Origin of the sequence: Polymorphospora sp. NPDC050346 (assembly GCF_040655695.1) — a bacterium.
Lineage (GTDB): Bacteria > Actinomycetota > Actinomycetes > Mycobacteriales > Micromonosporaceae > Polymorphospora > Polymorphospora lycopeni.
Genome location: NZ_JBFAKM010000002.1, coordinates 203,358 through 217,551 on the forward strand (window position 1 = coordinate 203,358; position 14,194 = coordinate 217,551).

Sequence of the window (14,194 nt, forward strand, 5' to 3'; positions counted from 1 at the left end):
GGGCTCCCCCTGATGCGGTGACGGAAGGCTGCGCACGTGAGCCTAGTCGCACAACCCACGCGGTGAACGGGTACGCGGGTGAGCGAGGATGGGCTGCATGCACATCGTGGTTCTCGCTGGAGGCATCGGCGGTGCCCGTTTCCTGGCCGGCGTACGCGCCCATGCCAGGACGACCGGCGCCGATGTGACCGCCATCGTCAACGTCGCCGACGACGTCGTGCTGCACGGCCTGCGGATCTCGCCCGACCTCGACAGCGTCATGTACACCCTCGGCGGCGGCGCCGATCCCGAGCGGGGCTGGGGCCGGGCCGGGGAAACCTGGGCGATCAAGGGCGAGCTGGCGGCGTACGGCGCCGAGCCGACCTGGTTCGGCCTCGGGGACAAGGACGTCGCCACCCATCTGGTCCGGACCACGATGCTCAACGCGGGGTATCCACTGTCGGCGGTGACCGAGGCTTTGTGCGCGCGCTGGCAGCCCGGCGTACGGCTGCTGCCGGCCACCGACGACCGGCTGGAGACGCACGTGGTCGTCGCCGACGACACCGGCCAGCGGGCGATCCACTTCCAGGAGTGGTGGATCCGTCACCGGGGCGACATCCCGACCCGCCGTTTCGTCTTCGTCGGCGCCGACGTGGCCAAGCCGGCGGCCGGGGTGCTCGACGCACTGTCCACGGCGGACGTGGTGCTGGTGGCGCCGAGCAACCCGGTGGTCAGCATCGCGCCGATCCTCGCGGTGTCGGCGCTGCGCGAGGCGCTCACCGCCGGGACGGCGCCGGTGGTCGGCGTCTCCCCCGTGATCGGCGGGGCGCCGGTGCGGGGCATGGCCGACCGGTGCCTGGCGGTGCTGGGGGTCGAGTGCACGGCGGCGGGTGTCGGCGGTCTGCTCGGCGCGCGCAGCGCGGGCGGGGTGCTCGACGGCTGGCTGGTCGACAGCACCGACGCCGGCACGGAGGTGCCCGGGGTGACGGTCGGTGCCGCCCCCCTTTGGATGACGGACGAGGCGGCGACCGCCGCGATGGTACGAGCCGCGCTGGAGCTGGCATGAAACTCGAGATCCTGCCGGTGCTCGGCCTCGGCGACATCACGCCCGGTGACGACCTCGCGGCGTTGATCGCCCGGGCCGCGCCCTGGCTGCGCGACGGTGACGTACTCGTCGTCACCAGCAAGATCATTTCTAAGGCCGAGGGGCGGCTGGTCGACGTACCGGTCGACGGGCCGGAGCGCGAGACGGCGCGCGAGGAGGTGCTGACCGCCGAGACCGCCCGGGTCGTGGCCCGGCGCGGGCCGACCCGGATCGTGCAGACCCACCACGGCTTCGTGATGGCCGCCGCCGGCATCGACGCGTCCAATGTGGATGCGAGTCGGCTCGTGCTGCTGCCGAAGGACCCCGACGCCTCCGCCCGGTCGCTGCGCGCGGCACTGCGCGAGCGGCACGACGTCGACGTCGCCGTGGTCGTCTCCGACACGATGGGCCGGCCGTGGCGCAACGGGCTGACCGACGTCGCCCTCGGTGCCGCCGGCATCGGCCCGATCCGCGACCACCGCGGCGAGACCGACCCGTACGGCAACGAACTGCAACTGACCCAGATGGCCGTGGTCGACGAGCTGGCCGGTGCCGGCGAACTCGTCAAGGGCAAGTGCGACCAGGTGCCGGTCGCGGTCGTGCGCGGCTACCTGCGTACCCCCGAGGCGGCCGACGGCCCCGGCGCCGCCGCGCTGGTCCGCGACGCCGAACTCGACCTGTTCTCGCTCGGCACGGCCGAGGCCCGGGCGGCCGGGCTGCGGGCCGCGGCGACGCTCCCCGACAACCCGGCGGCGGTGGCGCCGGGCGACCCGGTGGCGCCGGTCGACCGGGCGGCGGTGGACCGGGCGGTCGCGGTGGTCGCCGGGGTGGTGGCGCCCGGAACCGAGTTCCGGGTCGTGGCGGCGACCGCCGAGATCACCGCCGGTGCCGGGTGGCCGGCGGCGGCGGGCACGGTCGTGACCGGTCACCTGCCGGCGAGCCCGGACGCGACGGCCGTGCTGCGGCTCGGCGCCGATCTGCACCGGCTGCGTGCGGCGCTCGCCGCCGAGGGGGTTCCGTCGACCCTGCTCGTCCCGCCGGCCCCGACGGCCGACGGCGGCCTCGCCCTGCTCGCCCTGTGACCGCCGTCGGCGACCACTGAAAGATCGCCGTGATCAGGGGCCGCGTACGTCGGCACACCGACGACACGCGCGACGCGGTCCCTGATCACGCGGATCTTTCAGTGGCCGTTCAGGATGGCCCGGCCGAGCGGGGTGAGGGTGTGCAGGACGGTGTTGCGGTCGCGGTGGCTGACCAGCAGGCCGGCCTCGCGCAGCACGCTCGCGTGCTGGCTCGCCGCGGCCGGTGAGATGCCCAGCCGGCGGGCCACCTCACCGGTCGAGCAGCCGTCGTGCACCGCCGCCAGCACCGCCGCCCGGGTGTGTCCGAGCAGGGCGCCCAACGCCCCCCGTCCGTCCGGCCGCCCGGGGACCGTACCGCCCTCGCCGGAACCGGGCAGGATCCCGCCGAGACGGTCGACCGGATAGACCAGGACCGGCGGCAGGTCGGGGTCGAGCAACCCCACCGGGGTACGGGCGCAGAAGAACGACGGCACCAGCAACAGTCCCCTGCCGTTGAGGTGCAGGTCGCGGTCGGCGGGATAGTCGGGCACCTCCAGCACCCCGCCCTCCCAGCGCATCGTCGGCCGGTAGCTGGCCAGTAGCCCCTCCGCCCCGCCGTCGAGCAGGGCCCGGGCCCGGCGGGCGCGGTCGGCCTCGACGGCGGTCTGGACCCGGGCCCGGTACGGCGTGACGGCCAGCCCGTCGTAGCGCCGCATCGTGGCGATCAGGTGGTGCAGGGCGTCGGTGTCGCCACCGGCCACGCCGGCCGTACCGGGCGGCAGTTCGCCCTCGGCGGCGAGCCGGTTCAGGTCCCGGTCGAGTTGGGCGACGGGAGTCGAGCGGATCGCGTCGAGGCCGGCCTCGATCCCGCCCGCACTCGCGTACGGGGTGAGGAAGTCGGGGAAGTAGCCACGCGGCGGGTTGAGCGCGAACAGCAACTGGAACGTGCCCCGCGCCTCCTGGCGCAGGGCCCGGGCGACCTCGCCGCGCCACCCGGCGACGACCGGGTCGCGGGTCCGGGTCTGGAACAGGTGGACGCTCAGGATCAGCTCCCAGAGCGGGTCGGCGGCGGGCGCGACCCGGGTCCGGGCGATGTCGTCGCCGGAGAAGTGGATCCGCAGCACGGGCACGCTCCCACCGGGTGCCCGACCTCGGGGGCGGCGGGCATCGGCTCGCACTCTACCGACTGCCTATGACCTGCGTCTTTCGGCTCAGACTGAAAGACCTCGACGGTCCGGCGGCCCGGCCGTCATGCTCTTGACCTGGGCCGGGGAGGGTGCGAGCCGCCCGGACGTCCACCACGAGGGTCTGCGGCCCTTGCTCCGCAGAGGTGGCGTCCGGGCGCACGTCCATGTCCGCACCCGGAAGCCCGGCCGGCGGTTTCCCGGCCGAGCCCGGCCGCCGCCTCAGACAAACCTCTCGTCGCCGCGCTGCTTCAGCGTGTCGACAAGCTTCTTCACATCCTGGGCCCGGTCCCGTGGGCAGATCATGAGGGCGTCGGGGGTGTCGACCACGACCAGGTCGCGTACGCCCAGCGCGGCCACGAGGCGGCCGGACTGCGGCACGACCACGAGCCCCTCGGTCTCGTGCAGCAGCACGACCGGCTTCGTCTCGGTGGACTCGCCGGCCACGACCACGTTGCCCGCCGCGTCGCCGGGAATCACCTCACCCAGGGTGTGGAAGTCGCCGACGTCGTTCCAGCCGAAGTCGCCCGGTACGGTGCCGACCCGGCCGGCCGCCGCGGCACCCTCCATGACGGCGTAGTCGACCGAGATCTTCGGCAGGGTCGGCCACACCTCGTGAAGCACCTCTTCGCGCTCGCGGCTGTGCCAGACCCGGGCGATGCGGGTCAGGCCGGCGTGCAGCTCGGGCTGCTGGCGGGCGAGTTCGGCGAGGAAGACGTCGGTGCGCCAGACGAACATGCTGGCGTTCCACAGGTGGTGGCCGGAGCGAAGATAGGTCTCGGCCACGGCGGCGGGCGGCTTCTCCTTGAACTCCTCGACCCGGTGCACCGGGCCGTCGCCGATCGGATCGCCGAACTGGAGGTAGCCGTAGCCGGTCTCGGCCCGCGTCGGCTTGATGCCGATCGTCATCAGCAGGCCCTGCTGCGCGCCGGTGATCGCCCGGCGCACCGTCTCGACCCAGCGCTGCGGATCGCCGATCAGGTGGTCGGCGGCGAACGAGCCCATCAGGGCGTCCGGTTCACGTTCGGCGACGACGGCGGCGGCCAGCGCGATCGCCGCGCAGGAGTCACGCGGCGTCGGCTCGACGAGAATGTTCTCCTCCGGAACCTCGACCAGTTGCCGGGCGACGGCGGCCACGTGCGCGGCGCCGGTGACCACGATGGTGTGGTCGGGCGTGGTCAGCGGGCCGAGCCGTTCGACCGTCGCCTGTAGCAGCGACGACGACGTGCCGGTCAGCGGGTGGAGGAACTTGGGATGACCGGCGCGGGACAACGGCCAGAGGCGGGTGCCGCTGCCGCCTGCCGGGATCACGGCGAAGAACATCAGGACATCATGCCGAACGGCTACCTTTCTCACGCATACCGGGGTTCACCCTGCGTGATGGAGTGTCGTCCGGCGGTCTGTCGTCCCCTCGCGACGGTGCGGGTCAGTCCGTACGTCCCCGGGACGCCCGGCTCCAGGCGGCGACGTGTACCTCCGCGCTGGACTGCCAGGTGAATTCCTTGGCGCGGTCGAAGCCGGCCTTGGCCAGGGTCAGCCGGCGTGACTCGTCGTCGAGCAGCGCCGCGAGGTCGATCGCGATCTGGTCCGGGTCCTCGCTGGTGTACGCGACCGCGTCACCGCCGACCTCGGGCAGCGAGAGCCGCGGCGTGGTCAGTACGGGCGCGGCGCAGGCCATCGCCTCCAGGATCGGCAGGCCGAACCCCTCCCCGTACGACGGGTAGGCGGCGACGAGCGCACCGCCGAGGAAGCCGGGCAGGTCGGCGTAGCGCAGGTAGCCGGGACGCAGCAGGCGCAGGTGGCCGGGTACGTCGGCGGCGGCCCGGTCGATGTCGTCGTCGTGCCCCTGGCCACCGGCGACGACGAGGGCGGGCGGGTTGGGCAGGTCGTGCACGGCCCGTACCCAGCCACGGATCAGGTTGGGCACGTTCTTGCGGGGCTCCTTGGCACCGAGGAAGGCGACGTAGCCCGAGCCGCCGAGCCCGAGCCGGGCCCGGACCCGCGCCTTCTCCTCCTCGGTCGGGGCGTGGAACGCGGCGTGGTCGACGCCGTGGTAGGCGACGTCGATGCGGGTGGGGTCGGCGTCGAGCAGCCGGATCAACTCGTCGCGGGTCGCCTTGCTGGGCACGATCACCCGGTCGGCGCGGCGCAGCGAGGTCTTGATCGCGCTGCGGAAGAAGGTCCGCCGCGATTTGTCGTAGTGCTCGGGCTCGGTGAAGAAGGTCGCGTCGTGCACGGTCACCGTGACCGGACAACCCGCCCGCAGCGGACAGGTGTAGAACGGCGAGTGCAGCACGTCGGCGCCGACCTGCTGGGCGAGCAGGGGCAGCCCGGTCTGCTCCCAGGCGAGCCGCGCGGGCCGGTGCGCGACGGCGGCCGGGGCGGCGATCACCTCGGCCGTGGGCAGCATCCGGCGGTAGCGCTCGTGGTCGGTGCGCAGGCTCATCACGACCAGTTCGACCGCTGGTCCGCCCGCCTGCCCGAGGGCGCCGAGCAGCCCGTCCACGTATCTCCCGACGCCGCCACGGTCGGCGGGGACGCTGGTGGCGTCGACTAGAACGCGGGGCGGGCGACCGGCGGTCACTGGGCAACTCCTCGACTGTGCGTTGGCCTGTATGGGGCATTTCGCCACTTCGGCACATCTCATGCCGATACGGCTATGCCAGGTGCCGAACCGTGTGGCATACGACACTCGCGCACCAGCCTACGCCGCGCCCGCGCGGACCCGACGACGGCAACGCGATCGAGGATGGCCTTTCCCAACCTGTTAACTTGCGGGCCACCGCCGGGCCTGCCACCGTCGGCACGACCACGATGGGTATCGTCGCCCGCGATGAACGACGACATTGCCGGCCGGTTCGCCGCGACCGTCGCGGCCGACCCCACCCGCCCGCTGCTGACCTGGTACGACGACGCGACCGGCGACCGCACCGAACTGTCCGGCGCCACGCTGGCGAACTGGGTGGCCAAGACCGCCAACCTGCTCGTCGACTCGGCCGGGCTGGCCCCGGGGGACACCGCCGCCGCCCTGCTCCCGCCCCACTGGCAGACCGCCGCGGTGCTGCTCGGCTGCTGGTCCGCCGGCGTGTCGGTGGCATTCGACGGGCCCGCCCCGGTCGACGTGCTCTTCGCCGCCGCGGATCGGGTCGACGAGGCGGCCGCCTGGCCGTCCGGTGACCGCTTCGCGCTGTCGCTGGCCCCGATGGCGATGCCGCTGCGCGAGGTGCCGGCCGGCTGGGTCGACTACGTGGTCGAGGTACGGGCCCACGGCGACCACTTCACGCCGTACCCACGACGGGACGGGCAGGGCGCGGACCTGGCGGTGCGCGCGGTGGCCAGGGCGGCGGAACTGGGGCTGTCGGCCGGCGACCGGGTGCTCTTCGACGCCGCCCGGCACCCCGACCCGCTGGACTGGCTGCTCGCCCCGCTGGCGGCCGGCGCCAGCACCGTCCTGTGCGGCCGGCTGGACCCGGACCGGCTGCCCGGCCGGGTCGCCGCCGAACGGGTCACGGTCACGCTGGCCTGACCCGCCGCCGGCCCTCAGGTCACAGCTCGGCCGGGACGACCTCGCGCAGCGAACCGTCCTCGGCACACACGAAGAAGCCGGCCCGGTCACCGAGCCACGGCCGGCCCAGGACCTCCTCGGCGCTGAGCACCTTGTCCTGGAGATCCAGGATCACGTACGCGCTGCCGCCCGGGCCGCCGTCGCGCCAGCCGGGCTCGTAGAGGCGGTCGACGAGCTGGTCCCGCCGACGCGGGCAGAGCACCCCGCCGGCCACCCACTCGCCGGGCACCCGGTACCAGAAGGTCCGGGTGACCCGCGCGTGCGGGCTGAACGAATGGTGGCCACCGACACGCGTGCCGAGCGTGTCGGTGATGGTCAGCCGCAGGTAGATGCCCACGAAGATGAAGACGCACGGTCCCGTCGGCGCGTTGCCACACGACCGGCTGGTCTCCGTCGGCCGATGGGTCAGCCGGCGTTCCGCTCCTTGGCGAACCGTTCGAAGGCGGTCAACGACTCCGGATTCGCCAGTGCCCCCTTCGCCGCCGCCGACTCGACCGGGGTGCCGGTGAGGATCTTCTTGACCGGCACCTCCAGCTTCTTCGCCGACAGGGTGCGCGGCACCGCGCCCACCTGGTAGATCTCGTCCGGCACGTGCCGCGGCGACAGCGCGGTACGCAGCTCCCGGCAGATCCGGCGGCGCAGCTCGTCGTCCAGCTCACGACCGCCCTGGAGCACCACGAACAGCAGCAGTTCGCCCGCGCCGCCCTCGTCGTCCTCCAGGTGCACGACCACCGAGTCGGCGACCTCGTCGAGCCCCTCCACCACCGAATAGAACTCGGCGGTGCCCAGGCGTACCCCGCCCCGGTTGAGGGTCGCGTCGGAGCGACCGGTGATGACGCAGGTGCCCCGTTCGCTGACGGTGATCCAGTCGCCGTGCCGCCACACGCCGGGATAGACGTCGAAGTACGCCTCCCGGTAGCGCCGCCCGTCGGTGTCGCCCCAGAACCCGACCGGCATGCTCGGCATCGGGGCGGTGATCACCAGCTCGCCCAGTTCGCCGACGACCGGGGTGCCGTCGGCCGACCGGGCCTCGACCTTCGCCCCCAGACAGCGGCAGGCGATCTCGCCGGCGTGCACCGGCAGCAGCGCGACCCCGCCGACGAAGCCGGTGCAGACGTCGGTGCCGCCGGACAGCGACTGGAGTTGCAGGTCGGGGTTGACCGTCTCGTAGACCCAGCGGAACCCCTCCGCCGGCAGCGGCGCCCCGGTCGAGCCGAGGCCGCGCAGCGCCCGCAGGTCGGCGACCTCCGACGGCACCAGCCCGGCCTTGCGGCAGGCCAGCAGGAACGGCGCGGAGGTGCCGAAGTAGGTGGTGCCGGTCTCCTCGGCGAGCCGCCACAGCGCGTCGAGCCCGGGGTGGGCCGGATTGCCGTCGAACAGCACGATGGCCGCACCGACCGCCGGGCCACTGACCAGGAAGTTCCACATCATCCAGCCGGTGGTGGAGAACCAGAGGAACCGGTCTCCCGGGCCGAGGTCGTGGTGCAGGGCGAGCATCTTCAGGTGCTCGAGCAGGATGCCGCCGTGTCCGTGCACGATCGGCTTGGGCAGCCCGGTGGTGCCCGACGAGTACAGCACGTAGAGCGGGTGGTCGAACGGCACCGGCTCGAAGGCCAGCGGCTCGTCGGTGTCGGCGGCAAGGTCCGACCAGGTCAGCGTCCCGTCGCCGGTCGCGGCCGGGTCCAGGTACCCCAGCAACACCGTGTGTACGACCGACGGCAGCGCCGCCCGGATCGCGGCGACCTCGGCCCGCCGGTCGATGGGCTTCTCGCCGTAGCGGTAGCCGTCGACGGCCACCAGCACCGTCGGCTCGATCTGCTGCCACCGGTCGGTGACGCTGCGGGTGCCGAACTCCGGCGCGCACGAGGAGAAGATCGCGCCGAGGCTCGCGGTGGCGAGCATCAGCACGAAGGTCTCCGGGATGTTCGGCGCGTACGCCGCGACCCGGTCGCCGGGGCCGACCCCCAGCCGGCGCAGGCCGGCGCGGACCCGCCGGACCCGATCGCGCAGTTGCGCGGCGGTCAGGGTGACCGGTGCCCGGGTCTGGCTGTGCGCCACGACCACCGGGTCGTCGTCGGCGAGGCCCGGCATCCGCAGCACGTGTTCGGCGTAGTTGAGGGTGGCGCCGGGGAACCAGCGGGTGCCGGGCATCGCGGGATGCTCGACGGTGGCGGTCGGCGCGGTGTGCGCGATCACCTCGAAGTAGTCCCAGATCGACCGCCAGAAGGCGTCGATGTCGGTGACCGACCAGCGCCACAGCTCGTCGTAGTCGGCGAAGTCGAGGCCGCGTCGCTCCCCGAGCCACCTCAGGTAGTCGCCGATACGTGTGTGTTCGCGCACATCGGCCCGCGGCGTCCAGAGGATCTCGCCCTGCACCGTCGCCCTCCTCCCCGGCGGCACGGCGGTGTGCCGACCCGTGCCGACATCCTGCCCTACCCCGGACGGTCATTGTCTGGCCGTCGGGCGGGCGGCGACGCGTGGGCGCTCCACACAGTTGGCCGCCGACCATGTCGGCGGCGGCCATGATCAGGGGTCGCGACGCCGGTCCGCGCCGGCCGCCGCCGGGCGTGGGCCCCGTTCCCGCGGCGGCCAACTCTGCTCGGGTACGGTCCGCGTGCCGGCCGGGCGGCCGGCCACGGTGACCATGCGCTGCTCGCCGGTGCCCGCGGCGCCGCGGTCCGGGTCGACGGCGACCGGCGCGGTGCGGTTCGGCGGGCCGGCGGCCGGGGTGGCGACGGCCGGGGCCCGGTCGGTCGGCGCGCGCAGGTCGGCGAACGACTTCTTGAGCAGCCGGCGCAGCAGCGGCATCAGGGGACGTTCGACGAGGCGGTACACCAGCCACGCGACGACCAGTGTGCCGGCCGTCGTCGCGCCGAGCAGCACCCACTGGTCGACGCTGTCCCGCCACTGCACGATCGCCATCAGGCCGAGCTTGTGGGTCAGGTAGAGCGGATACGTCAGCGCCCCGGCGAGCGTCAGCCAGCGCCACCGGACGGCGGGCAGCCAGCCGAGCCCGATCGCGGCCACGACCAGGAAGAACGCCGTGATCAGAGCGGCCACCACCGGCCACGACAGCCCCTGGCCGGCGAAGCCGCCCATCGCGTTGATCTGCTCGGTGATGTCGTACTGCGCCCGGAGCAGGGACACCCCGACGATGCCCCACAGGAGCAGGTTCTGCCCGAACCGGGTCATCAGGTAGATGGCGACGCCACCGATGAAGTAGCTGGAGTAGCGGGGGTTGAGGAAGAGGTTGACGACCGGGTTGTCGGCGTACAGGGCGAAGACCGAGGCGACCGTCCACAGCAGGCAGAACGCCACCACCCGGCGGTAGGTCAGGCCACGCCACACAACCAGCGCGAAGAGCAGGTAGAAGCAGAGCTCGATCCAGAGCGTCCAGTAGACGCCGTCGACCCGCGGCGCCCGTACGGCGTCCTGGAGCATGGTCAGATTGAGCAGCGCGGCCCGGATCGACGGGACCGGCTCCGGCGACTCGAACAGGCGCAGCGCGACGGTGGTGACGATCACCGCCAGCCAGTACGCCGGGTAGAGCCGGCTGGCCCGGGAGACGAAGAAGTCGCCGAGTGACCTGCCCCAGGCGCTCATGCAGATGACGAAGCCGCTGATCACGAAGAACAGTTCGACGCCGAGCCAGCCGTACGAGGCGATCAGGTGCAGCACCGGGAAGAGGGGACGCGGGTCCTCTCCCCAGGCGTCACGGCCGGTCGCCACGAAGTGGAAGAGAACCACCATGAGGGCGGCAACGAACCGCAGGCCGTCCAGGCTGGCAAGACGACCCTTTTGTCCATCATTGGCGAGGTACGTTGGGGAGGGACTGGACACCTGGCGACCCTAACCGATCGGTATATGTCCGTACTCTTCAGGTTATTTACACTAGTCGATCGCGGGTGATTTCGCCCCTCGACAGCGCCGTCACCTGGTCCTACGGGTGGCACGCGGCGGATACGGTGCGTGAATGCGACATATCCTGAGCCTGCTCGCCGGGGCGGTTGCCGCACCCCTGGCCTGGGTGCTCGTCGCGCTCGGCCAGCGTGGTTCCAGCCGTACCGTCTCGGCCTGGTTCGAGGCGGACCGGTTCAACGGGGCCGACCTCCTCCAACCGGCGGTCTACCTGGGCGCCGGCGGGATCGTCCTCGGCCTGGTCGCCACGTTGCGGATCTCACCGCTCGGGCCACTCCTCGCCGGCCTGTTGCTGCTCTTCCCGTACGCGGCGCTGTTCGCCGACCCGTTCGCGGTGCGCGACGCCGTACCCGCCGACTGGCGACTCTTCGGCGACCCGGTCGACCTGCGCCAGCCGCTCGAGAACGGCACGCTCTTCTTCCTCGGCGGCCTGCTCGTGATGGCGACGTTCAGCGCGAAGCGGTGGCGGCGCTGGCCGCGGCCGGTGGTGCTGCCCCCGCCGCCGCCGGCCAACTATCCGCCGCAACCCGGCTACGGCGAGCGGAGCTACGACGACCCGACGCTCGACTGGCCGACCGGGCCGCCCGACCAGGAGGCCCGCCCGCCGAGCCTCGGTTACCCGTACGACCCGCCACCACCCCCTCCGGCCCCCCAGTCGGGCTCGCCGTAGGGCCAGGTCAGAGCCCCGATCGCCGGCCCGGCGGGGGCCGCGCGGATGATCAACGGCCTTGCCCGACCGGAGTACGGTGCCGATGGCGGCAACCCGTAGGAGGTCGGATGCGCCACATCGGATCGCTGGCCCTGGCCCTGCTCGTCACCCCGCTCACCTGGGTGCTGACCGCGATCGGGCTGACCGCGTACGCCCGGGCCGGAGCGGACCCCGGGCCGGAGGTGTTCCTCGGTCTCCTCGCCCTGCTCGGTGCCGGTGGACTGCTCGCGCTGCTGCTGCTCCCCCGGTCCTCTCCGGCCGGGCCGATCCTGGCCGGACTGCTGCTGCTCGCGATGACCGCCTGGGCCACCGCCGACCTCCCGGCGCTGCGTCGCGTGCTGCCGGACGACCTGTTCGGCCTCGACCTCGCGCTGGCGTCACCGGCCGGCGGCCTCGCGGCGGTGCTGGCCGTACCGCTGCTCGCCACCGGGCTCAGCCCACGCCGCTGGCGCGGCCAGGATCGGGTACCGGCGGTTTCCGCCCCGCCACCGCCCGGGTCGTACGCCCCGCCGCACCCGGCGCCCGGCGACGCGACCGTCCATCTGCCGCCGAGCCCCACCTCGGGTGCCCCCGGGTTCGCGCCGCGGACCGGGCCGGCCGCCGGCTTCACCCCGGCACCCGCCGGGTTCCCGTCACCGCCCGCCAGGTTCGCACCGGCTGCCGGAGACGCCGGACGGTCGGCCCCGGCCGGCACCGAGCCGGCGTCCGCAGTACCCGCCCCGGCCAACGCCGCACCGACTTCCGGGGTGCCGGCCCCGGCCGGGCTCCCGCCGCTCCGGCCGGCGGGGCGTGAACTGGACACCGACGCCACCGCCCGCCTGTCGCCGCCGGCGGTCCCGGCATTCGTGGCGCCCGATCAGCCAACCTCCGACCTGCGGAAACCGGCGCAGCCTGACGCCGAGGCCACCATGGCGCCGGGCACGCCGTCGCCCGAGCCGGACACCGCCGCCGTCGCGGTCCCGTTCCGTGCGCCCGCGTCCGCCGCCGACGGCGAGGCCACCACGGTCCTTCGCCCGCCCGGCGACGAGCACCCCACGGTCGCCACGCCGACGACCGGCGAACCCGCTCCGGCCCGGCCGGCCATGACCGACGAGGTCACCGAACGGATCAGGGCCACCGAACGGATCGACGAGGCGACGGAGCGGATCGACGAGGTGACCGCCCGGCTGCGCGACACACCGCCGCCGCCGGCGGCCTACCCGCCGCCCGGCCATTCGACGCCGACCGCGCCGCCGGTCGATCCGGACGTGACCCGGCGCCTGTGACGAACCGCCGCCGGCCGGACGGACCGAGCCGGCCGGACGAACTGAGCCGGCCGGACCGGCGCCGGTCGGTCAGCCCTGCAGCAACTGCCGCGCCATCACGATCCGCTGCACCTGGTTGGTGCCCTCGTAGATCTGGGTGATCTTCGCGTCGCGCATCATGCGCTCCAGCGGGTAGTCCCGGGTGTAGCCGTACCCGCCGAGCAGTTGCACCGCATCGGTGGTGATCTCCATGGCGGCGTCCGAGGCGAAGCACTTCGCGGCCGCGCCGAAGTAGGTCAGGTCGGCGTCGCCGCGCTCGGACCGGCCGGCGGCGGCGTACGTGAGCTGGCGGGCCGCCTCCAGTTTCATGCCCATGTCGGCGAGCATGAACTGGATGCCCTGGAAGTCGGCGATCGGCTTGCCGAACTGGTGGCGCTCCTTGACGTAGCCCTTGGCGTAGTCGAGCGCGCCCTGAGCGATGCCGACGGCCTGGGCCGCGATGGTGACCCGGGTGTGGTCGAGGGTCTGCATGGCGGTGGCGAAGCCGGTGCCGGGCGCGCCGATCATGCGGTCGGCGGGGATGCGTACGTTGTCGAGGTAGACCTCGCGGGTCGGTGAGCCCTTGATCCCCAGCTTCTTCTCCGGTGCGCCGAAGGTGACTCCCGGGTCGGACTTGGCGACCACGAACGCGGAGATGCCCCGGGAACGGGCGGCCGGATCGGTCACCGCGAAGACCGTGTAGTACTCGGAGACCCCGGCGTTGGTGATCCACCGCTTCACGCCGTTCAGGACGTAGTGTTCTCCGTCACGCTCCGCCCGGGTCGACATCGAGGCGGCGTCGCTGCCCGCGTCCGGCTCGGACAGGCAGTACGAGAACATCGCCTCGCCACCGGCGACCGGCGTCAGGAAGCGCCGCTTGAGGTCTTCGGAGCCGGCCAGCAGCAGCGGCATGGTGCCCAGCTTGTTGACCGCCGGGATCAGCGAGGACGACGCGCAGGCCCGGGCGACCTCCTCGATCACGATGGCGGTGGCCAGCGCGTCGGCGCCGGCGCCGCCGTACTCGACCGGGATGTGCGGGGCGTGGAAGTCGGCGGCGCGCAGGGCGTCGTACGACCCGGTCGGAAACTCGCCGGTCTCGTCGGCGTGCGCGGCGTTCGGGGCCACCTTGGCATCGCAGACCGCCCTGACGGCCGCCCGGATGTCGGAGTGCTCTTCCGGAAGCCGGTATGCGTCGAACAGCGCCTCTGTCGTCATTCTGGCCCTCCCCTTGGCCCCCGCGGAACGTATCTGTAGCGTCCTGCTCACGTGTGGGCTGCCACGCGCATGTGAGGATACCGACCATGCTCACGGCAACCCCTACCGCCGCGTAGGCTGAGCCACTATGGTCGCCTGCGCCACCTCGCGGCCGACGCCGGTTCACGCGGGTCCCGAGGCTGGATCGCGCGGACGA

At 73.2% G+C, this 14,194-nt stretch carries 12 protein-coding genes; 5 read left to right on the plus strand and 7 right to left on the minus strand.

Annotated elements, in window-relative coordinates:
- Positions 1-97: 97 nt before the first annotated feature.
- Positions 98-1,045, plus strand: coding sequence for a 2-phospho-L-lactate transferase (cofD, locus tag AB0I42_RS03480; protein WP_357533797.1), 948 nt, complete (start codon positions 98-100; stop codon positions 1,043-1,045).
- Positions 1,042-2,145, plus strand: a complete 1,104-nt coding sequence (locus AB0I42_RS03485; protein ID WP_357533799.1) for a coenzyme F420-0:L-glutamate ligase — start codon at positions 1,042-1,044, stop codon at positions 2,143-2,145. The genes cofD and AB0I42_RS03485 overlap by 4 nt, the downstream gene beginning before the upstream one ends.
- Positions 2,146-2,243: 98 nt before the next feature.
- On the opposite strand, the gene AB0I42_RS03490 is transcribed toward AB0I42_RS03485, so the two are convergent.
- The 3 genes from AB0I42_RS03490 to AB0I42_RS03500 form a co-directional block, all read right to left on the minus strand.
- Entirely contained in the window at positions 2,244-3,254 is a 1,011-nt protein-coding gene (locus AB0I42_RS03490; RefSeq protein WP_357533801.1) for a winged helix-turn-helix domain-containing protein, read from the minus strand.
- Positions 3,255-3,530: 276 nt separating this feature from the next.
- Positions 3,531-4,631, minus strand: a complete 1,101-nt coding sequence (locus AB0I42_RS03495) for a mannose-1-phosphate guanylyltransferase (RefSeq protein ID WP_357533802.1) — start codon at positions 4,629-4,631, stop codon at positions 3,531-3,533.
- 103 nt (positions 4,632-4,734) lie between these two features.
- Positions 4,735-5,892 carry a glycosyltransferase family 1 protein gene (locus AB0I42_RS03500; RefSeq protein ID WP_357533803.1) on the minus strand — a complete coding sequence of 386 codons (1,158 nt, stop codon included), beginning with the start codon at positions 5,890-5,892 and terminating at the stop codon, positions 4,735-4,737.
- 249 nt (positions 5,893-6,141) lie between these two features.
- On the opposite strand from AB0I42_RS03500, the gene AB0I42_RS03505 reads away from it, so the two are divergent.
- Complete coding sequence (locus AB0I42_RS03505) at positions 6,142-6,834, plus strand: TIGR03089 family protein (protein ID WP_357533804.1); 693 nt, start codon at positions 6,142-6,144, stop codon at positions 6,832-6,834.
- Between the two features lie 19 nt (positions 6,835-6,853).
- On the opposite strand, the gene AB0I42_RS03510 is transcribed toward AB0I42_RS03505, so the two are convergent.
- The 3 genes from AB0I42_RS03510 to AB0I42_RS03520 all read right to left on the minus strand — a co-directional run bounded on the left by AB0I42_RS03510 (position 6,854) and on the right by AB0I42_RS03520 (position 10,713).
- The gene (locus tag AB0I42_RS03510; RefSeq protein WP_357533806.1) at positions 6,854-7,210 is read right to left on the minus strand and encodes a hypothetical protein; all 357 of its coding nucleotides are present in this window, start codon (positions 7,208-7,210) and stop codon (positions 6,854-6,856) included.
- Positions 7,211-7,278: 68 nt separating this feature from the next.
- Positions 7,279-9,249: an acetoacetate--CoA ligase gene (locus AB0I42_RS03515; protein ID WP_357533808.1), complete on the minus strand. Its 1,971-nt coding sequence runs from the start codon at positions 9,247-9,249 to the stop codon at positions 7,279-7,281.
- Between the two features lie 150 nt (positions 9,250-9,399).
- Positions 9,400-10,713 carry an acyltransferase gene (locus AB0I42_RS03520; RefSeq protein ID WP_357533809.1) on the minus strand — a complete coding sequence of 438 codons (1,314 nt, stop codon included), beginning with the start codon at positions 10,711-10,713 and terminating at the stop codon, positions 9,400-9,402.
- 133 nt (positions 10,714-10,846) lie between these two features.
- On the opposite strand from AB0I42_RS03520, the gene AB0I42_RS03525 reads away from it, so the two are divergent.
- A complete protein-coding gene (locus tag AB0I42_RS03525; RefSeq protein WP_357533811.1) occupies positions 10,847-11,461 on the plus strand; it encodes a hypothetical protein in 615 nt (204 codons plus the stop codon).
- Between the two features lie 107 nt (positions 11,462-11,568).
- Entirely contained in the window at positions 11,569-12,765 is a 1,197-nt protein-coding gene (locus tag AB0I42_RS03530) for a hypothetical protein (RefSeq protein ID WP_357533812.1), read from the plus strand.
- Between the two features lie 69 nt (positions 12,766-12,834).
- Here AB0I42_RS03530 and AB0I42_RS03535 read toward each other — a convergent pair whose 3' ends face one another.
- Positions 12,835-13,998: an acyl-CoA dehydrogenase family protein gene (locus AB0I42_RS03535; RefSeq protein ID WP_357533814.1), complete on the minus strand. Its 1,164-nt coding sequence runs from the start codon at positions 13,996-13,998 to the stop codon at positions 12,835-12,837.
- Between the last annotated feature and the right edge of the window lie 196 nt (positions 13,999-14,194).